The sequence below is a fragment of the Microbulbifer agarilyticus genome (genome assembly GCF_020171345.1).
Taxonomy (GTDB): Bacteria; Pseudomonadota; Gammaproteobacteria; order Pseudomonadales; family Cellvibrionaceae; genus Microbulbifer; species Microbulbifer agarilyticus_D.
Genome location: NZ_JAIUZM010000004.1, coordinates 68,833 through 88,423 on the forward strand (window position 1 = coordinate 68,833; position 19,591 = coordinate 88,423).

General features: G+C 56.9%; 16 protein-coding genes. 5 read left to right on the forward strand and 11 right to left on the reverse strand.

Annotation, left to right across the window (positions count from 1 at the left end; all coding sequences use genetic code 11):
- Positions 1-1,356 carry a nitrate regulatory protein gene (locus LCM31_RS13060; protein ID WP_224870787.1) on the forward strand — a complete coding sequence of 452 codons (1,356 nt, stop codon included), beginning with the start codon at positions 1-3 and terminating at the stop codon, positions 1,354-1,356.
- Here LCM31_RS13060 and LCM31_RS13065 read toward each other — a convergent pair.
- The 7 genes from LCM31_RS13065 to metG form a co-directional block, all read right to left on the reverse strand.
- Complete coding sequence (locus LCM31_RS13065; RefSeq protein ID WP_222232212.1) at positions 1,353-1,595, reverse strand: hypothetical protein; 243 nt, start codon at positions 1,593-1,595, stop codon at positions 1,353-1,355. The two genes, LCM31_RS13060 and LCM31_RS13065, sit on opposite strands and share 4 nt — an antisense overlap.
- The gene (locus LCM31_RS13070) at positions 1,564-2,094 is read right to left on the reverse strand and encodes a hypothetical protein (RefSeq protein ID WP_224870789.1); all 531 of its coding nucleotides are present in this window, start codon (positions 2,092-2,094) and stop codon (positions 1,564-1,566) included. Before LCM31_RS13070 ends, LCM31_RS13065 begins: the two co-directional genes overlap by 32 nt.
- Positions 2,095-2,233: 139 nt before the next feature.
- Entirely contained in the window at positions 2,234-2,518 is a 285-nt protein-coding gene (locus tag LCM31_RS13075) for a DUF883 family protein (protein ID WP_222232208.1), read from the reverse strand.
- A 281-nt stretch (positions 2,519-2,799) separates the two neighbouring features.
- Positions 2,800-5,418 (reverse strand): zinc-dependent metalloprotease, encoded by a 2,619-nt coding sequence (locus tag LCM31_RS13080; RefSeq protein ID WP_224870792.1) that lies wholly within the window; start codon positions 5,416-5,418, stop codon positions 2,800-2,802.
- Between the two features lie 338 nt (positions 5,419-5,756).
- A complete protein-coding gene (locus tag LCM31_RS13085) occupies positions 5,757-6,692 on the reverse strand; it encodes a D-2-hydroxyacid dehydrogenase (RefSeq protein ID WP_224870794.1) in 936 nt (311 codons plus the stop codon).
- Between the two features lie 176 nt (positions 6,693-6,868).
- Entirely contained in the window at positions 6,869-7,594 is a 726-nt protein-coding gene (locus LCM31_RS13090; protein WP_224870796.1) for a hypothetical protein, read from the reverse strand.
- A gap of 269 nt (positions 7,595-7,863) precedes the next feature.
- The gene (metG, locus tag LCM31_RS13095) at positions 7,864-9,915 is read right to left on the reverse strand and encodes a methionine--tRNA ligase (protein ID WP_224870798.1); all 2,052 of its coding nucleotides are present in this window, start codon (positions 9,913-9,915) and stop codon (positions 7,864-7,866) included.
- A gap of 252 nt (positions 9,916-10,167) precedes the next feature.
- Here metG and apbC point away from each other — a divergent pair, with 252 nt between their 5' ends.
- The gene (gene apbC, locus LCM31_RS13100; protein ID WP_224870800.1) at positions 10,168-11,328 is read left to right on the forward strand and encodes an iron-sulfur cluster carrier protein ApbC; all 1,161 of its coding nucleotides are present in this window, start codon (positions 10,168-10,170) and stop codon (positions 11,326-11,328) included.
- A 189-nt stretch (positions 11,329-11,517) separates the two neighbouring features.
- Complete coding sequence (locus LCM31_RS13105; RefSeq protein WP_224870802.1) at positions 11,518-11,889, forward strand: hypothetical protein; 372 nt, start codon at positions 11,518-11,520, stop codon at positions 11,887-11,889.
- A gap of 86 nt (positions 11,890-11,975) precedes the next feature.
- On the opposite strand, the gene trhO is transcribed toward LCM31_RS13105, so the two are convergent.
- The gene (gene trhO / locus LCM31_RS13110; RefSeq protein ID WP_224870804.1) at positions 11,976-12,983 is read right to left on the reverse strand and encodes an oxygen-dependent tRNA uridine(34) hydroxylase TrhO; all 1,008 of its coding nucleotides are present in this window, start codon (positions 12,981-12,983) and stop codon (positions 11,976-11,978) included.
- A 165-nt stretch (positions 12,984-13,148) separates the two neighbouring features.
- Here trhO and LCM31_RS13115 point away from each other — a divergent pair, with 165 nt between their 5' ends.
- Both LCM31_RS13115 and LCM31_RS13120 read left to right on the forward strand, forming a co-directional pair.
- Positions 13,149-13,457 carry a hypothetical protein gene (locus LCM31_RS13115; RefSeq protein WP_224870806.1) on the forward strand — a complete coding sequence of 103 codons (309 nt, stop codon included), beginning with the start codon at positions 13,149-13,151 and terminating at the stop codon, positions 13,455-13,457.
- 220 nt (positions 13,458-13,677) lie between these two features.
- The gene (locus LCM31_RS13120) at positions 13,678-14,364 is read left to right on the forward strand and encodes a hypothetical protein (RefSeq protein WP_224870808.1); all 687 of its coding nucleotides are present in this window, start codon (positions 13,678-13,680) and stop codon (positions 14,362-14,364) included.
- 115 nt (positions 14,365-14,479) lie between these two features.
- Here the strand turns inward: LCM31_RS13120 and LCM31_RS13125 are convergent, their stop codons facing one another.
- The 3 genes from LCM31_RS13125 to ydiJ form a co-directional block, all read right to left on the reverse strand.
- Complete coding sequence (locus LCM31_RS13125) at positions 14,480-14,908, reverse strand: RlpA-like double-psi beta-barrel domain-containing protein (protein ID WP_224870810.1); 429 nt, start codon at positions 14,906-14,908, stop codon at positions 14,480-14,482.
- A 611-nt stretch (positions 14,909-15,519) separates the two neighbouring features.
- Positions 15,520-16,242: a tetratricopeptide repeat protein gene (locus tag LCM31_RS13130; RefSeq protein WP_224870812.1), complete on the reverse strand. Its 723-nt coding sequence runs from the start codon at positions 16,240-16,242 to the stop codon at positions 15,520-15,522.
- A 71-nt stretch (positions 16,243-16,313) separates the two neighbouring features.
- Entirely contained in the window at positions 16,314-19,385 is a 3,072-nt protein-coding gene (ydiJ, locus tag LCM31_RS13135; RefSeq protein WP_224870814.1) for a D-2-hydroxyglutarate dehydrogenase YdiJ, read from the reverse strand.
- Positions 19,386-19,591 lie beyond the last annotated feature (206 nt).

The window sequence follows — 19,591 nt, forward strand, 5'->3', positions numbered from 1 at the left end:
ATGACCAACCATCAAGAGGATGCCGAAAAATTCCTGCTCGCGGCCAAGCGCGCGGAAATTCAGGCATTAGAACATCTTGCGGGAAGCTGCGAGTTGGTAATCCGGGTATCCGACCTGGTGCATCAACTCCAGCGGGAGCGTGGCATGAGTAATATCTACCTGGTCTCTGCCGGGGGCCATTTTAGCGAGCAGCGCTCCGGCCAGATTCAGAATTGCCTGGGCAGTGAAGGCCGCTTCCGACATGTATTAAGAGAGCGCTATTTGAAAGAGGGGCACAGAGAGCGCGTACACAATATGCGCCTGCTCAACTGCATTGCCTATTCATTACATGGCCTGGATGAATTGCGCATTCTTCGGGATCACATCACGGCGTTTGAAATCTCTGCCCTGGAGTCTACCGACGCCTATTGTCGTTTAATTGCGGGCCTGCTGTCCGTCGTGCTGGAAGCGGCGGATGTCGCCGATGATCCGGAAGTCACTCGAATACTAGTGGCACTGTTTAACTTTATGCAGGCCAAGGAATTCTCCGGGCAGGAGCGCGCCTGGGGAGCAATTGGATTTGCCGGCAGCCGCTTCGATGAAGGCCTGCATGAGCGCATCAGGCAACTGCAGCTATGCCAGCGACAAAGCGTGGACGTATTTCTGGAGTACGCCGGCGAGACGGATACTGCGCAATGGCAATCCATCGAGCAGAGTCAGCCGAGTCAAGACCTGCAGCGGTTGCGAGAAGTGATTGCGGGTTTGAAGGATGGAGAGCCAATTGCGACCGAGATTAGCGAGGTGTGGTATCAATTGGCCAGTACGCGGATTGATGCCATGCACGGTCTGGAGGATGCGCTCACCGAGCAGCTGCTCAAGGTGAGCCGTAAGCGTGTGTCCAGCGCCCAGTCGGAACTGGGGCAGCACTATGCGCAGTTACAGCGAATGAAGTCCATGGACTGGAATCGTTTACCGACACTGGCGGTGTTGTTTGATCCGCAGTTGCCGGGGCTTTACGGCGGCAGTGCGTATGCTGGCGTATCCACATTGCATGGACAGCCACTGGCGCATTCGCTCTACGGTCTGATTCGTTCGCAGGTGGAACATATCCAACGTGTGAGCGCCGAGTTGGAAGAAACCCGCAAGACGCTAGTGGAGCGAAAGTTGGTGGCGCGTGCGAAAGGCTTATTGATGAAGAGCCTGCGCATGAATGAGGACGATGCCTATCGCACCATGCAGCAGCGCGCCATGGACATGAATCTGAAACTGGTCGATATTGCGCAGCGAATTGTGGACGCCAGTGCCGAGCAGCGTCTAGGTCCTGTGGTGGCAGCGAGCCGGGCAGTTAGCGAAACGGAACACGGTAGCGGCCGCTAGAAATTCCTCAGCGTCAGATACCAGTTCACCAGCGAGCGGGTGGAAGGTTTGTTGTAAACCCGCTGAATGATAAAGCCCGCGGCAAACGCCCCCAGCATCGCGAGCGGCAATGGAATTCGGTTTGCCTGGGTTAGCGCCTGCGCCTTTTGCTGCTCCATCAGACTCAGGGCGCAGCGGCGTTGCTTTTCCAAAGCTTGCCGGCGTTGTTCAATCTGTTTGTTTAAAGAGCGCAGTGACATTATCGAGCGCCTCTTGAGCTTGCTTGCGTGATTCGTCGAATCCCAGAAGATTCTTCAGGCGATTGATCGACAGTAACAGCACCGCCAGGATGATGATCTGGGACAACATAAAAATGCCGAAGCCAATATAAATGGACTGGAAATAGTAGTAGCCGAGCAACCCCAGCCCCGCGCACAGGCTCACAATCAACGCGATTGCCAGGAAGAACAGGAACAGCAGCATGATGACGATGCGCTTTCCCGCTTGCAGGGTGCGTTGGAATTCCAGCTGTACCAAACTCGTCAGGTTTTCTGCCCAGGCCGAGGCAAGAGTCATGGTGGCCTCGGCCCTGTCACGTAGTGTATTGAATTCGTCGAGTAGTGATTCGGCCTGCGGTGTGTCTACCGCCGCTTGAGGTGATGCACCTTGCGGATCTTGCGAAGAGGCATTGGGCTCTGGATCGTGATTGGGGTCAGCCGATTGATTCGAATCGTCATTCTGATTGCCGGGGGCTGCCATCAATCAATACCTCGATCAGTGTGTGTGATGTCGGGCGGACGTGCGGTAGTCAGTGATCGTTATGCCGCTAAGCATAACCACTGCCTGTGCATGACACAGGCAGTGGTTATGTATTTAGAAAATTGTAGGTCAGTTGAGGTTATTTTAGGATTTTTGCGATCAACCAGCCGGCAGCGAAGGCGCAGCCCACACTGACAAGCGGGTGAGCCTTGATCTGATTCTCCGCACGTTCGGCAACGTCGTGCGCGCGCTGCTTACCTTTCTCCATGCCATCGTGGGCACGAGCCTTCACGGTGTCTGCAGTTTCACGAGCACGTGACTTTAACTGCGAGGCGGTCTCGTGGGCTGCCTCGCCCGCAAGATTGTAAGCCTGGTGCAGCTTGTTGTGACTGGAACCTGAGTTGGGCGCTTTTGCTGTTGCCATGGTGTTACCCTCCGATAGCAATCAAGGTGAGCGCGAAGGTTAATCAGGAATATTCGTGAATCAAACCGGTTATTGCCGAATGGGTCAAAACGGTATTAGCAAGAGGCTGACTAGAGCGACAAGGCATAGCTGGGTAGGGGATGCCTTTTAAAAACTAGAGTTTGATGACTGCAGCGTTTTTTCTGGTGGTGACTCGTGTGTGCTGGATCATTCAATAGATATGGGGGAATGGACGTTCCGGATTCTCCCTAAGGATGCACCGGAACGCTGCAGGGTGGTGATTAGCCAGCGCTGCTCGGCTGGCTAGCATTTGGGTTTAACGCTCGGCGAATCACAAATTGCAGGTGCTCCTTGTGCGCGTGCGAAGCGGGGTTGTTGCCTGCACTCTTTAATTGCGCATCAATCTGTTTGAGCGAATAGCGAGCGATGGCCTGCGACTGCTGCTGGCGGGCGCTGTCTTTGCTGGCGTTGGCAATGGCAATCAGTCGATTGATGTAATCTCGCTGCAGGTTCTGACGGAAGGTATCCACGTTGCCGGTTGCATCCGCGGAAAAGATCGCCAGGTTCAGGTCGGTGTACAGGTCGGTCATAGAATACTCATTGCCATACAGGCTCGAATCCTGCACCCGCTTGAGTACCACCGGGTTGAGCAGATGATCGAGTACAGACTTCTGAATGTTCAGAACCAGGTCGTGTACCTTCGGGTCTTCTGTTTTGCCGTAAAAGAAGAACCAGCGGCGCTGTTGCTGCATCTCTTTGATGAGTTCGGGGGATAGTATCAGCGCGTCAGGCCCGAACACATATTCCTCAAGTACTGACATTGCACGTTTCTGCTCAGTGGCCGCTATCGGTCGGAACGGATCGTTCCCGCCTTCCTGGCCGACCATTGCGCGATCTACCATCACCCCGCCGATGTAGCGCGAAACTACCTTGGCGGCACTTGCATAGTGTTGCAGAGCGACGTTTGCCCCATTCACCAGTTCCTGACGGGACTCCCCTTGCTTGAGCAGGCGCTCTGGCAGTGAACTGAGGATCTTCTGGCTGAGACGGAACTGGTGCTGTGCATAACCGATACCGTCGCCGCTCATGTCATTGATCATGATGCGCGGATCAATACCGGCTCCCGGCGCTCGCATATCATCCGCATCATTGCCGAATGCCAGTGCCGGATCGGTGGAGCGGGCGAGAATGTTACTGAGACGCTGGGCTTCTTCTGCCGCATCTACCGCCGCAGGAGAGTAGCCATATTCAATGGCCCAGCGATCGTAGGCCCCTGGTGCCACGTTGTAGAACTGCTCCTGACTGCCTTCGCTGATGGACAGGTTGGGGGCAGGGTAATCCATGACGGAAGCGGTGAGGCCCTGTTTACGCGTCGTTTCACCATCAAAAATCGAGGCCAAAGGCTGATACTGGCTGGCGATAAAGTTGTGGTTTAAGCCGAGCGTGTGTCCTACCTCGTGCAAAATCAAGAAGTAGAGAAATTCTTCCGAGAATCTGCTGGTGGTTGCCTTGTCGGCGCCACTCGCGGCGAGCGCCGCTGCGCCAAATGCCGCACCTTGATAGATCGGCATATGGGACTGCGCCATGGGATGGAAGTGACCATCAGCAGCGGAGTGGCTGGCGGGTACGTTATAGATCTCTTCCATGCGCGACCGGTTTTGCATCGCCACCAGCTCGAGCATGATATCCGCACCTAGGATTTGTCCGGTGCGTGGGTCTGCAATGCTCGGGCCCAAGCCTCCGAACAGCGGTTGCGGTGAGGCGGTCCAGCGCAATACGTTGTACTGCAGGTCTCCCGCATCCCAGTCAGCATTGTCTGGCTGCACTTTGACCTGGATAGCATTTTTGAAGCCGGCTTGCTCAAAAGCCAGGTTCCAGGCGAGGGTGGCATCACGGATAGTGTCGCGGTATTCCAGCGGCGTAGTATTTTCGATCCACCAGACAATGGGGTTAACGGGCTCAGATATATCGGCCAGTGGGTTCTTTTTGACCAGATGCCAGCGATTGATGAAGTCACCATAGGGCGCGGCGCTGTCAGAAGTCAGGACCTGCCTGAGTGTAGAAAAGTATCCCAGGCGCGGGTCATCGCGGCGGGGTGCAAAATCATTCTCTGGTGCCTGAATCAGAATATGGCGAATACTGAACGCGAGGCTGCGCTCATCGCTCAGGGCATAATCTTTGATGTTCAGGCCGAACTCTTTTGGTAACACCGGCTCCGGGTTGTCATAGACATACTCCACGACGACATCGGTATTTTGTGCGTAGTTGTGCAGGCTGGTGAAACGGGTCTTGTCACTGTTTAGCTTGCCAAGGGTCAGGCGGGTGCCCGGCTTTTCCTCGGGGTTGGGAGAGGGTTTTAGCTGGCGCAATGAGTCGTTAAGAAACAGCGAATCAATGTTGACGAAAACTGCGCCGCTGGCTTCATCCTCTGCCTCGATTTTCAGGGCGGCAAGTATCGGGCGGTTCAGGTTTGCATGGCTTGCACGACTTACCGGGTTTTCCTTGTCGTGCACAAACACAGTGTTTTCCTGCCGCACGTGAATTTTGTCGAAGTGTTTCTCGAAGCGGATAATGCGCGGTTCAAAGTACATCCCCATGGTGTGGAGGATGTTGCTGCCCGGAATTCCGTTGCTCACCTGCATATGGTGGATGATTTCTTTGTTCAGCTGATTCGGCGCAAGCTTTAAATAGACGCTACCGGTGACGGTGTTCTGATAAAGGTCGAAAAGCCCGCTGATTTGCTCGCTATTCTCAGTGATTTCTGCGACCGGTTTGAGGTTGGATTTCGCGCTTTCTGTATTTTCTTTTGGTGTGCTGTCGCCGCATGCGGCGACAATCGAGACAATCGCGGCAAGTAGGGCGAGCGAAATAATTTTCACTATTCGCGCTGGAGTAGTCATGACGTTTATCCTTGTTTTTTGATGGGCTGATATCACAGGTCTGCAAACAGCCTTACCCCTCCCTGTTGACTACTCGAGTAAATCAAATCTTTTGTTGGCCTGTCCAGAGCCTGAAACGCTGTGGTTAGCGGGATACAGTTGCCATGTAAATGCACTTCTGACAGGTAAGTTGTTTTCGCAGGGTATTTTGGGTGTCATTTCTGGCTGAAATGTCGGGACGAATGTCAGTGCAAGTGTATAGAGGGGATAAATAGCGGGATAAATGGGCGTCGGAGACTTGCGTTATCGGCGCGAAAAAACACCGCTGTAGCTTGAAGCAACCGCGGTGTTTTGAATCGTTAGGTATCGGTTTGCCACGCAACAATGTTCTGGGTCACACCATCGAGCAAGCGCTGCCGGCTCTCGCGGCTGATCCAGGCATTGTGCGGAGTGATGATGAGGTTGGGGATATTGTTTGCCAGCAAGGGGTGATCCGTCGGTGGAGGTTCCACGCTGACCACATCCAGTGCGGCGCCGCCAATGTCGTGTTTTTTCAGTGCGGCGATGAGGGCCACCTCATCCACCAGTCCACCGCGTGCGGTGTTGATCAGGAAGGCGGTTTCTTTCATTGCGGACAGGAACTGCTGATTGACCAGTTGATCGGTTTCTTCGGTCAGTGGGCAGTGCAGGCTGATCACATCCGCTTGCTTAATTATTTCCGCGAGCGGTGTACGCCCATCTCTTTTCTCGCCGGTGAACGACTCCGCAATCAACACCTTCATGCCGAGCGCTTCACCCAATCTTGCGACTTTCTTCCCGAGGTCGCCGTAGCCCATAATACCCAGCACTTTGCCATCGAGTTCGATCACCGGATAGTCGAGGCGACAGAAAACCGGGGACTCAGCCCAACGGCCGCTACCAACGTCGCTGTGGTATTGGTGCCAGCGGGTGGCGAGTGCCAGAATCAGTGCAAGGGTATGTTGCGCGAGGGAGGTGCCGGTATAGCCGGTAACATTTTTTACCGGAATGTTGCGGGCAGCCGCCGCATCCAGATCGATATTGTTGGTGCCGGTGGCACACACACAGATCAGTTTTAAATTCGGTGCATTTTCGATAAGTGCGCGGTCGAGCACTACTTTATTGGTAATCACCACATCCGCGTCGGCAATACGCTGTGCGGTCTGCTCTGGTGAGGTGGTTTCAAAAAACTCCCACTGATCAAGTGCGCTTTGCAGAGCGGAGGTATCCAACTCATCTAGCTTCATGGTCAGGGTGTCGAGAAATACACCACGCATTGTTGGCTCCAAGATTTAAGGTTTAAGATTTTCGGCTGCATTATTGCGGGCCAGCACTGCGAATTCGCAGCGCTGGTTGGCACGGCAGGACTGCAGGCGGGGATGGTAAACCCTTCAGGCTGGTTTGGCGATTGGGCGTGCTCGCGGATTGGTTAATCGTGCAGAGCGCGATCGGGCTATTTCATTGCCGTCGCCGGTTCTGCGGAGGATGCCGCGTTGTCGGCAAAGCGGGCAACGCTGTATACCAGACTCGCCAGCAGCAGCACTTCGCCACCGTTGCCCGGGGCCATTCCCAGCAAACTGGAAGGGATAGCCGCGGCAAGAAACATGATGGCCGCACCGAGGGCCATCCACGGCCACGCGCGCTGGCGCCACAAACCGATACCGACAATAAGAGTGAGCAGTGTGGCGACAATCGAAGGGATCGGTGGGCCATTGCCGGCCACCGGCTGTTGCCCTTCAAAACACAGTTGGGATGGGTGCAGGTTGGAGGTGTAGCGCAGGGTATCGTCAAAGCACGCGGGCACCAGTTCGAGGCCGATAAGCCCTTCGTAGATCCCCAGCAAAATCATCAGCAGAGCAAGCAGCCAGATAAACCGGTTCCAGTTCGGGCCCTGGGCCCAGTGCAACCCAGCGGCCTGTGCGGCTTTGCTTGCCACGATCAACAGCAATGGGGTGAGAAAGGCATGCATGACAAAGCGCGGCCAGCTCAGGCTTTCGAGCAATGGGCCGATGCCGATGGATGCACCGATCGACAGGATGATGTTGTCGTAAGTGAGCGCGGCGCAGACAAGGGCGATCAGTGCAGCACCGGGGGCACGCTGGGATTTCCACAGAGTGAAGGCCCAGGCACACAGGGTGGCATGGCAGAGTGCGTAGATAGGAAAAATGACTGCGGACATTGTTGGCCTCGAATCGTTTGTCCCGTTGCTGAGCGTCAGCATCTGCTCGACACGGCAGCGTTGTTAGGATGTTACTCCATTGGAAGCAGCGGGAGGCGTCCTGACAAGGACATTTGTCAAAAGCGCGGCGGTCGCTGGGCGGCCGGAGAGGAGGGGATGGCGGTGCTCGACCTAAGGTCTAAGGTACTGGCAGTTCGCGTCTAGTAGGCAGTGAAACAGCGGGTGGGGCAGCATGGCTACCCCACCACGGCGGGAAGTAAGAGGGTGGCTTACATTACCCGCATACCCGGCTGCGCGCCTGCATGGGGCTCCAGGATCCACAGGTCTTTGCCACCCGGGCCTGCCGCCAGCACCATGCCTTCACTGACACCAAAGCGCATTTTGCGCGGTGCCAGGTTGGCAACCATTACGGTGTGTTTGCCGATCAGGTCTTCCGGGCTGTAGGCGCTCTTGATACCGGCGAATACATTGCGGGTTTCACCGCCCAGGTCCAACGTCAGGCGCAGCAGTTTGCCGGCACCTTCCACGTGTTCCGCATTGGCGATCAGGGCGATGCGCAGATCCACCTTGGCAAAGTCGTCAAACTGGATTTCGTCCGCCAGCGGATCGTCTGCCAGTGGGCCTTTGGCTGCCTCGGTGTTGGATTGAGTCTCGGCCTGTAATTGCGCCAGAGATTCTTTTGCAGCTTCTTGCACGGCTTCCACCTGAGTTTTTTCTACGCGCTGCATCAGCGGTTTGAATTTGTTGATGGTGTGGCCGGCCAGCGGCGTCGTCGCGGTGTTCCAGTCCAGTGCCACACCGAGGAACTCCTCGGCTTTCTTCGCGGTTTCCGGCAGTACCGGTGCCAGCCAGCTGATCAGTGCGCGGAACATGTTTACGCCCTGCGAGCAGATCGCCAGTACTTCTTGTTCCTTGCCTTCTTCCTTGGCCAGAGACCAGGGGGCTTTTTCCGCAATCCAGGCATTGGCGGCATCCGCCAGCGCCATAATCTCGCGGGTGGCGCGGCTGTATTCGCGCGCTTCAAAGAACTCGGTAATGCGCGGGGCCGCTTCCACAAACTGGTTCCACAGCGCCGGATCCGCCAGCTCACTGGACAGGGCGCCGCCGGACTTGCTGACAAACTTGGCGGTGCGCGAGGCAATGTTCACGACCTTGCCCACGAGGTCCGAGTTTACCTTGGCGATAAAGTCTTCCAGGTTGAGGTCCAGGTCGTCCACGCCGGCGGTCAGCTTTGCCGCAAAATAGTAGCGCAGGTATTCCGGGTTCAGATGGTCGAGGTAGTTGCGGGCATTAATAAAGGTGCCGCGCGACTTCGACATCTTCTTGCCATTGACGGTCAGGAAGCCGTGTACACACACCTTGGTCGGGGTGCGGAACTGCGCAGAGTCGAGCATGGCCGGCCAGAACAGCGCGTGGAAGTTGACGATGTCCTTGCCGATAAAGTGATACACCTCGGTGGTGCTGTCTTTTTTCCAGTACTCCTGCCAGTCGAGGCCTTTCGCATCGCAGTAGTTTTTCAGGCTGGCCATATAGCCGATCGGCGCGTCCAGCCATACGTAAAAGTATTTGCCCGGCGCGTCGGGGATTTCAAAACCGAAGTAGGGCGCGTCGCGGGAGATGTCCCACTCCTGCAGTCCTTCATCCAGCCACTCGGACAGCTTGTTCGCCACTTCACTTTGCAGGGTGCCGGAGCGGGTCCACTGTTTCAGAAAGTCGGTGAAGGCCGGCAGGGTAAAGAAGAAGTGCTCGGACTCTTTTTCAACGGGTGTTGCACCGGAGATCACCGATACCGGGTTGATTAGCTCGGTAGGGCTGTAGGTCGCGCCGCACACTTCGCAGTTATCGCCGTACTGGTCTTCGGACTTACAGCGCGGGCAGGTGCCCTTGATGTAGCGGTCTGCCAGGAACAGTTCTTTCTCCGGGTCGTAGGCCTGGGTAATGGTGCGGGAGGCAATATGGCCGTTCTCGCGCAGGCGCTTGTAGATCATTGCCGACAGTTCGCGGTTCTCGTCGGAGTGGGTGGAGTGGTAGTTGTCCACACCGATCAGGAAGTCGGCGAAATCGCGCTCGTGCTCCGCCTGCATGTTGGCGATGTGTTGTTCCGGGGTGATACCCAGTTGTTCGGCCTTCAGCATGATGGCAGTGCCGTGGGCGTCGTCGGCACACATATACAGGCACTGGTTGCCGCGGGCGCGCTGGAAGCGGGCCCAGATATCGGTCTGGATGTACTCGAGAATATGACCCAGGTGCAGGGAACCGTTGGCGTACGGCAGGGCACTGGTGACGAGAATGTTTCTGGGCTGATGGTCGGTTTGAGACATCATGGATTCCAAAGGCTGCGAGATTAGTCTGTGTGGATTCTTTGATTGGGCGGCCGTGGGCCTGAAAGAGCGCGGAATATAGCAGAAATGGGGCTTGTAAGGCACCTGCCGGCAACGCCCGCCGCGCAGTGTGGGACTGCCGGGTCTGCAGCGAATAGTCTGTACTGAATTCTGTACTGGGGCGTCTCTTGTGTTCACGCCAGAGCTTGACCACAATGCCGCCCAAATTCCACAGCCAGTGAGGATGCTGCCGTGAACGACAACCACCAGGACCATGAAGACTTCTCTCCCGAGGTTACGGAACAGCTTGAGCAGGTAGCGGCGGCGATTGGCGCCCTGGAAGATCCGGCCACCGCCCTGCCGCTAGATGCACTGGATGCCGATATTGAGGTGGGTTTTGACGGCGACAAGACCATATTTACCAGTGTGACCCTCGGGTATCCCTGCGCGAGCCAGCAGCAGGCATGGGCGGAGCGCGTCCGCGCGGCCTGTGCGCCGGTTCTTGCAGGCGGGCCTCTGGCGGGCAGCACATTGAACTTTGATCTGTTTTTCGACATTCCGCGTACTGATGTGGGAGAGGTGCCCGAGCCGCTCAAGGCGGTGAAGCACATAATCGCGGTGGCGTCCGGTAAGGGCGGGGTGGGCAAATCCACTACCGCGGTAAACCTGGCACTGGCGCTGGCGGCGGAAGGTGCCGCGGTGGGTTTGCTGGATGCCGATATTTATGGCCCGAGCCTGCCGACCATGCTCGGTACTGAGGGCACACGCCCCGAGGTAAAGGGCGGTAAGTTTTTTGTGCCGGTTCCGGTGCAGGGCCTGCAGACCATGTCGCTGGGCTATTTGCTGACCGAAGATACCCCCGCCGTATGGCGCGGGCCCATGGCCAGTGGCGCGCTGAACCAGATGTTGACCCAGACACTCTGGGGCGAGAGCACAGAAGATGGCGAACTGGATTATCTGATTGTCGATATGCCGCCGGGCACCGGCGATATCCAGCTCACGCTATCGCAAAAGGTTGTTCTGGCCGGCGCGGTGATTGTGACTACACCGCAAGACCTGGCTTTGGTAGACGCGATCAAGGGCGTGGAAATGTTCCGCAAGGTGTCGGTGCCAGTGCTCGGCATTGTGGAAAACATGGCCCTGCATACCTGCTCCAAGTGCGGTCACCAAGAGCCTATTTTTGGCGCTGGTGGTGGCGACAGAATGGCGGCGGAGTACGCTACGCGCCTGCTCGGGCAGTTGCCGCTGGCGATGTCGATTCGCCAGCAAACAGATGGTGGCAAACCCACCGTGGCGGCAGAGCCGGAGGGTGCGGTGGCGGCACTGTATAAACAGGTAGCGCGTGCCGCTGCCGCGCAAGTGTGGTTAGCCGCTGATTTAGAAGAGGGTTTACCCGAGATCGATATGGAGTAATTGGTTCCCAGAAAACGCGCTGGGTTCCATCTCACCGCCTGAATATACTCGTTGGCGGCAAATGAATTACTCCTTTGATCACCTGAGCGAACCGAGAAACCTGCTGTATCGAAATAAACAGCAATAAACGGGGTTCGTCCAGTACATAGCGGCATTGACCCGCTTGGTGGGTCGGTACAGGAGAAGGCAGTGAGTTTTCAGGTGCGATTTAATGCGGCCACGCGCGTGGTGAATATCGGCTTTTTCGACCGGGTGGACGGAGCGGAAAAACATGCTGCCGTGCGACAGGTGGCGGAGAAATACGGCCACCTTCACCCGCTACTGGTGCTGGCCGACGTGCGCAAAGCAGATATCGACATGTCGGTGGAGGAGCGTCGCGCACTGGGCAGCTACATTGCACACTTGCCGGGAATCAGCGAGGGGCGTTTTGCGGTGTTACACGCGCCCGAATATAACGCCAACGTGGTGATCGACGGTGCTGCCCGCAAAGAGGGCCTGACGCTCATGGAGTTTGTTACCGAGCAGGCGGCGGAACACTGGTTGATCGGGGATGAACACTGAAAGCCCCGCGTGTGCGGGGCTCAGAGAATCGTTTTTGAGAAGGCTTTTTACGCAATCGTTTTTACGCGATTGAATATGCACGTCGGTTATACGTCCTGGGCCTTGCGCGCCTGTTCCGCCTGCTTGCGACGCAGCGCTTGCTTGTGCTGGCGGCGGTTTAAGGTCGTAGCCTTGGCATCTTCGCCGAGGTGACGCTCACCGCGCTGCTTGGCCAGCTGTATCTGCTTCTCACGCTCGCGAAAACGCGACTTGTCGGCGTCTGACACCGTATCGTGGCAGTGCGGGCAGCTCACCCCCTGTTCGAACAGTGGAGACTGCATTTCCTCCTCGGTGATCGGCATACGGCAGGCGTTGCACTGATGGTAAGAGCCCTGCTCCAGATCGTGATTCACGGTCACCCGATCATCGAACACAAAGCACTCGCCCTTCCACAAGGTCTCTTCCTTGGGTACATCTTCCAGGTACTTCAGGATACCGCCCTGCAGGTGATAAACCTCGTCGAAACCCTGCTCTTTTAGATAAGCGGTGGACTTCTCACAGCGAATACCGCCGGTGCAGAACATTGCCACTTTCTTGTGTTTGCCTGGGTCCAGGTTTTCCTTCACGTACTCGGGAAACTCACGGAAGGTGGTGGTGTTCGGATTCACCGCGTGCTCGAAGGTGCCTACCTGGAACTCGTAATCGTTGCGGGTATCGATCAGCACAACGTCCGGATCGGAAATCAGCGCATTCCAGTCCGCGGGCTTCACATAGGTGCCGACGGTGCGGCGAGGATCGATGCCTTCAACGCCCATGGTCACGATCTCGCGCTTCAATTTTACCTTGCTGCGCAGGAAGGGCATGTTTTCGGTGTAAGACTCTTTGTAGTCCAGCTCCGCCAGGCGGCTATCGGATTTGAGGTAGCTGAGCAGAGTGTCGATACCGGCCCGGCTACCGGCGACGGTGCCATTGATGCCCTCGTCAGCGAGCAGCAGAGTGCCGCGCACTTCGTTGTCGAGCATTACCTTGAGCAGGGGATCGCGGAGGGATTCAAAGTCTTCGAGGCGAACAAATTTGTACAGCGCGCAGACCACAACGGACGCGGTATTGGTCATGGGAGTTTCCTTGTGCAGGCCGGAGCGTAAATCCGGGGCATGGGTAAAAATCGCCGCGCATTTTAACAAGTTTTTTGTCGCGCGTCGTACACTTTTTCGACAGCGCCGAATAGGGCTTGACCGGGCGTTCAGGAGTTCGCTTTACTGTCTCCTGTAAGACCGCGAATGCCACTTTCCGCATCCCCCTTTGCCAGCGAGGTTATCCCCATGGCCGAAGAAGTTACCCCGCAAGATTCCCCCTTGAGTCGTGCCTATAGCGACGGCAACCACACCGTAAACATTGATATTTACGAGGATGGTGACGGCGGTTGGCTGCTGGAAATCGTCGATGAAAATAACAATACGACGGTGTGGGAAGATGTGTTCGACAGCGATGCCGAGGCGTTGCAGGAAGCGCTGGACGCTTTGAAAGAAGAAGGCGTTGGAGCGTTTATTGGCCCCGCAGAAGAGAGTGGCGGCTGGGAGGCTCCCTGACACTCCACATTATGTGACCACATATCGGTGGTACGTGCGCAAAAAGTAACGGTCTCGCGCAGCAGGATTTTCAACGCCTGCTATGGTTATACATAGAAGGGAATCGCGACAGTGTAACAGCACTACCCAATCGCGGTGTCGCCAAGAGGCAGCAAGGAAAGGTGCCCTGGCGACACCAACTGATCGCGGTCTGCAGATGTATTAAGTGTGGTTGCTCTGCATGAAGATATTCCTTCTCTGTCTCCTTATTTTTCTGTGCGGATTTTCCCCCGCCATGCCGGCAATGTCCGGTATCCAGCTAAAAGTGTCCAATGATCGCGTGATCGATGTGGATCTCGCGGAAGCGAAGCTTATTTCCGAGTTGAATGGTTATGCCATTATCGCCGGGCGCACCTGTGTGGATTGCGACGAGAACACGGCAATTTTTCTCGAGCGTATTGAGGTTGCTCCGGGTGAGCCTTCTCAAGTGCGGCAGCCGCGCGATCAGGGTGGGGATGGCATTCCCGAGCCAGAGCAGTTTGCGGCACAGGCACCCGCGGGAAGCTCCCTGGCGGAACAGCGTGACCGGTCCCAGGCGGAACTCGAAGGTGACGAAGATGGCGTGTTGAATGCGGATCTCTCCGGTGAGCGCTTTACCTATCCGGGTGTTTATCGCGACTACCTGACCAAAGAGCTGGTGGAAAAAACGCGTATGTTTTATGGCAAGTGCCACGAGGATGGGCCGGCGTTGTTGTGGCTCAGTGAGTACCGCACCGACAAGGGGTGGATTAAGGAAGAGTACCTGCTGGTGTTTCGCGATGAAGGGATTGAGCATCGCTACAACCAATCCCATCAACCGAGCGTTTACTACATCGGTAACGAGGGTTGCAGTGAAGTGCCGGGAATGGAAGTGACCACGGAACCGTGAACAATTCCCGAGAGAGAAAATGAAAAAGCCCCCGCAGTTGCGGGGGCTTTTTCGTTCGATTGGCGTTGGCAAGGCCCTTGGTATAGCTAACCGGCTATGGATATCTCCGGCTCACTTATTTTTTGTCGTGATCCCAGATGATCTTGAGCTTTTTCTTGCCCCACTTACGTGCCTTCTTGATGTCTTCTTCCATCCACACATCAATACGGTTGGTGTAGCGCTTGTTCATACGGTCACGCACGGTATAAGTGCCGGGCAGACCTTCAATCTTCACTTTGGCGCCGTTGGTCAGACCGTGCTTTTCCAGGTCACGGGATACCGCAATGATTTTGTCACCCGGGCGCAGGCGGTTGTTCCAGGCTGCCACCCACGGATCGTCATCGGTCTGGCCTTCAACAGAGTTGTAGGCGGTCGCGGTGACAGTCATGGACTTCTTTTTCTTCTTCTCCGGGGATTCCTTAATGGCGGCAAAGGCCTCTCCACCACCCAGGGCAGCAAAGGAAGCGGTAAGCACGATGGCAAACTGTTTAAGACTCTGTCGCATATGTATCTCCTCCGGAAGCGCGCTAATCACAAGAAAAACTGTTTGTGCGGCTCCAAGTTGATTTCTTCATAAATGATCAATTTTTGATCAGGGTGGGCAATATTAGAGCTTGGAGGATTTTGCGCAAGCGTGTGCCGCGAACTATCTGGTCGAAGTGAAGGTAGGTGTTTCTGGATAAGGATTAGGAATTTTCATCGCCTTGAAGGCAGATTTTGAGTACTTTTGGACCAGAAAATAGGGGGGGAGACTGAATTTAGTACGAAAGTTCTCGCTCGATTCGTATCTGGGTCTCAGCCGCATGATGTGCGCTGACAGCGATGTCTTCTGTGTTTGGTGGAAAAATAGACGATATGGGCGTGTGGACCCGGTATTCGGTGGAATAAGATTTTTATTTGATTTTTTTGTGACCAGAAATTCATTTGGCCCAATTAACGGGCTGACAGCGATGTCTGGGACCTTCAGGAGTCTATTCCACAGTGGTTTGTTGGGGTTCCAGCGATCTAACCCGATGAAAATCCCGTGGTGGGCCCCTTGTGGCTGGCACCGCTAAAGGGAATTTGTCCTCCGGAAATTTTGCCGGGCATAAGGGCCGGAGTCTCGGTAATACTGGCTCAGATGGCCGTATTGCCAACCGGCTGCTGAGGGTTGACCAGCTCACGCAGCGCTGTCAGGTATGCCTGATCCTCTTCCAGGTCGGCAAAACCATACTGCCGATCCAGCGCGACTGCCTGTTCCAGCCATTCAATAGCTTCTTCCAGATTGCCTTGCCACTCGCACACCTGCCCAATATTGAATGCGGTGATGGCCAGGTTTTGCCAGTCACCTTCGGCGCGCAGGTCTTTAATAGCACTGGAATACAGCTGATAGGCGTTGCGCAGCATAACCGCACGACGGTTCGGGTTCTCCTGCACCGCGGAGTACTGGTGGTAGGTGTGGGCGATGGCCGAGCGGACCCGCGCGGCCGAGTGCTCGAAGGGGATGCCGGGCCCCGACTCGACGTAGCGCAGTACCGCTTCGAATTGGCCGCGCGCCAGGGGGTAGAGGTCAGGCCGCTGGCCACCGAGCGCATTCAGGATGATGCCGTAGCGGTAGCGCAGCTGGTTTTGCTGGAGAGGATCTTCCGCAAGGCTGGCGATCGCGCGCTCGTAGAGCGGCAGAGCCTCATCGTAATTCCCTGAGAGCGCGTACTCCTCGGCTGCGGCGATCAGCTGCGGCACCGTGAACTGGTCGGCGCTGGCCGCAAACGCGCCGGTGACCGCCAGCTGCAGCCCCAGTAGTGCTGCACTGAGAATACTGCGCAGTGCTCTGCCGTGCCTTGCTATCGTTTTCGCCATTGCCATTCGTCTCCGCCGGTGCATCGCTGTCCGGTATCAGAGTGCGCCACCGGCGCTGGCCGATGGCTTAGTTAGTGGTTACTGACAGTAAACCCTGAATCTTCGATTTGTGCCAGCAAAGCTTGCAAAGGATGGCGCAATTCGGTGTCAGCGAAGCGCTTACTCTGGCAACGGCAGGAGTAACCGGTGGCGAGAATGGCGCTGGTATCGCCGCTCAGCTTGGGGGCCCAGGACTGCTGGAATATGGTGCGCGAGGTCTCGCGATTCGCCATCTCGTGACCATAGGTGCCGGCCATGCCACAGCAGCCCGCCGCCTGGGTGTTGAGCTGCATGCCGAGGGCGCTGAAGACCTGCTGCCACTGGCGGCTGGAGCCGGCGGCGTTGGATTGCTCGGTACAGTGCGGCAGCAGGGTAAAGTTGCCGGATTGCAGGCGGTTCTTGTTGGTGGCCAGATGCTCGGTGTGCTCCGACAGCCACTCCTGCAGCAGCTGCACCTTGGGCGCCTTGTCGCCCAGCAGTTTCTGGTACTCCGCGCGGTAGGTCATGGTCATGGATGGGTCTATGCCCACCAGCGGCACGCCGCTTTCCGCCAGGCTGTTGAGCATGGCGCTGTTGCTGGCCGCCGTATTGGCGAACTGGCGCAGGAAACCGTGCACATGCAGTGGCTTACCGTTGGCGCGAAACGGCGCCACCAGTGGGTTGAAGTCCAGCAGCTTGAGCAGGCGCAGGGTGTCGGCAACGACATCCGCGTCGAAATAGCTGGTGAAGGCATCCTGTACGATCACCACGGCTTTGGCGCGCTGGGCGGGGCCCATGGCTCTCAGGCTGGCGCGGCTGGCATAGGGCACGCCTAGCTCGCGCATCGCCTTATCCAGGCGGGTAGCGGAGATCGATGGTGAATCCGCCAGCCCCAGCCCTCGCTCCATCACCCAGCGTACCGGCTTGAGTTTCAGCGGCCAGTTGTACACCTGCGGCACGCGCGCCAGGTGCGGCATCATAAATTCGAGGCCGCCGACGAAGTAATCTTTCAGTGGGCGCAGGTAACGGCCGTAATACAGTTCGAGGAATTTGGCGCGGAAGGTGGGTACGTCTACTTTGATCGGGCACTGGCCGGCACAGGACTTACACGCCAGACACGCCTGCATGGATTCGTTCACCTCGTGGCTGAAATCGTATTCACCGCGGGCCTTGGCCAGGCTGTTCTTGAAGCGCCCGGGCAGGCCCAGCAGGAAAGACTTCTCACGGCTTTTGCGCGCTTCGGCTTCCGGGTCGATGGACTGGGCGGACAGCAGGCGCAACCATTCGCGGATCAGCGATGAGCGGCCTTTGGGGGAATGGATGCGGTTGCGGGTGCCCTTGTAGGAGGGGCACATGGCGTCGTCCGGGTTCCAGTTAAAGCAGGCGCCGTTGCCGTTACAGTAAATGCCTTCGGAATAACCTTCCCAAACCTGTACCGGGATCTGCCGATCATGCTCACCGCGGGTGGCAACCTCATCAATTTTGAGCAGGCCGGAAGCGACATTGGGGGTGGCGATTTTTCCGGGGTTGAGCTGATTGCGCGGATCGAACGCCGCCTTCACCTTTTGCAGTTCCGGGTACAAGTCGCCGAAAAATTCGGGGGCAAATTCCGAGCGCACACCCTTGCCGTGTTCGCCCCACAACAGGCCATTGTATTTCTTGGCCAGGTCCACCACTTTTTCCGTGATGATGCGTACCTGCTTGGCCTGTTCCGGGTCCTTCATATCGATGGCCGGGCGCACATGCAGTACGCCGGCATCCACATGTCCGAACATGCCGTAGGCAAAACCGGCATCGTCCAGCGCCGCGCGGAACTCGGCAATAAAATCCGCGAGGTTCTCTGGTGGCACCGCGCAGTCTTCCACAAACGCAATCGGGCGCTGTTCGCCCTTGGCATTCCCCAGCAGGCCCACCGCGCGCTTGCGCATGCCCCAGATCTTGTTCACCTGGGCGTGACCGCGGGCAATGGTGTATCCGAAACTCTTGCCCAGCTGGCCGATTGCGCTATCGACATGGGTGGTGAACCTGGCCAGTGCCGCATCCAGTTCTTCTTCTGAATCGGCGGTGTACTCCACCAGGTTGACACCTTTTACCGGCCGCTCATCCTGGGGGAAGAATTCGCTCACGCTCTCCCACACGATGTCGTCCATTGCCAGTTGCAGCACCTTGCTGTCCACGGTCTCGATGGAGGTGGGGCCGGCCTTCATCAGGCCGGTGGCGTCTTTGAGCGCGTCCTGGAAGTGGTCGTAATTGACGTTTACCAGTGCGGCGCACTTGGGAATCTTGAGCAGGTTCAGCTTGGCCTCGGCGATAAAGCCGAGGGTGCCTTCGGAGCCGCACAGGATATTGTTCAGGTTGAAGCGGCCATCTTTCTCCCGGTCGCGGATATGCGCCAGGTCGTAGCCGGTGAGGCAGCGGTTGAGCTTGGGGAACTTGGCGGCGATAAGGTCGCGCTTGTCGCGCTCGATACCGTCCACCAGCGCGTGGACACTGGCGGCGCGGCTTTCCTGTGCGGTAATTTCGCCTAGGACCTCGTCGTCGATGGCGTGGGAGTGCCACAGTTCGCCGCCCATCAGTACGGTCTTCAATTCCAGCACGTGGTCGCGGGTCTTGCCATAGAGGCAGGAACCCTGACCGGAGGCGTCGGTATTGATCATGCCACCGATGGTGGCGCGGTTACTGGTGGACAACTCCGGGGCAAAAAACAGCCCGTGAGGCTTGAGTGCGGCATTGAGCTGATCTTTGACGACACCCGTCTGTACCCGTACCCAGGCTTCCTCAACGTTGATCTCGAGGATCCGGTTCATATGCCGGGAGATATCCACCACGATGCCGTCGGTCAGTGACTGGCCGTTGGTGCCGGTGCCGCCGCCGCGTGGAGAGAGCACCACCTTGTGGAATTCCTCGCACTCGGCCAGCTCCATCAGCAGCTGCAGGTCGTGAATGTCCCGCGGGTATACCACCGCCTGCGGCAGAACCTGGTAAATGGAGTTGTCGGTGGAAAGCACTGTGCGGCTGGCGTAACTGGGGCTGGCGTCGCCATGGAAACCACGCCGTTTGAGCGTCTCGAGAAATTGCAGGTAAAGCGCCTGTACTTCGTTAATTTCGCGCAGTGCTGGAATCATTCCGGGCCCCGGGGTCTGGTAAGACGAGTGTCTGTACACACGGTACAACTCATGAAGGACTGGCATTTTAGCGACGGTGGCGGCCTGCGCAACAATTACCGGCTGTTCACCCGCCTGAGCCGGATCATTTTGCGCAAAATCGTCGAAAACACGCGAAATCTGTGAAGAATTTGCGCAACGGGCCCGATGGCTGATGAATTGTCGGT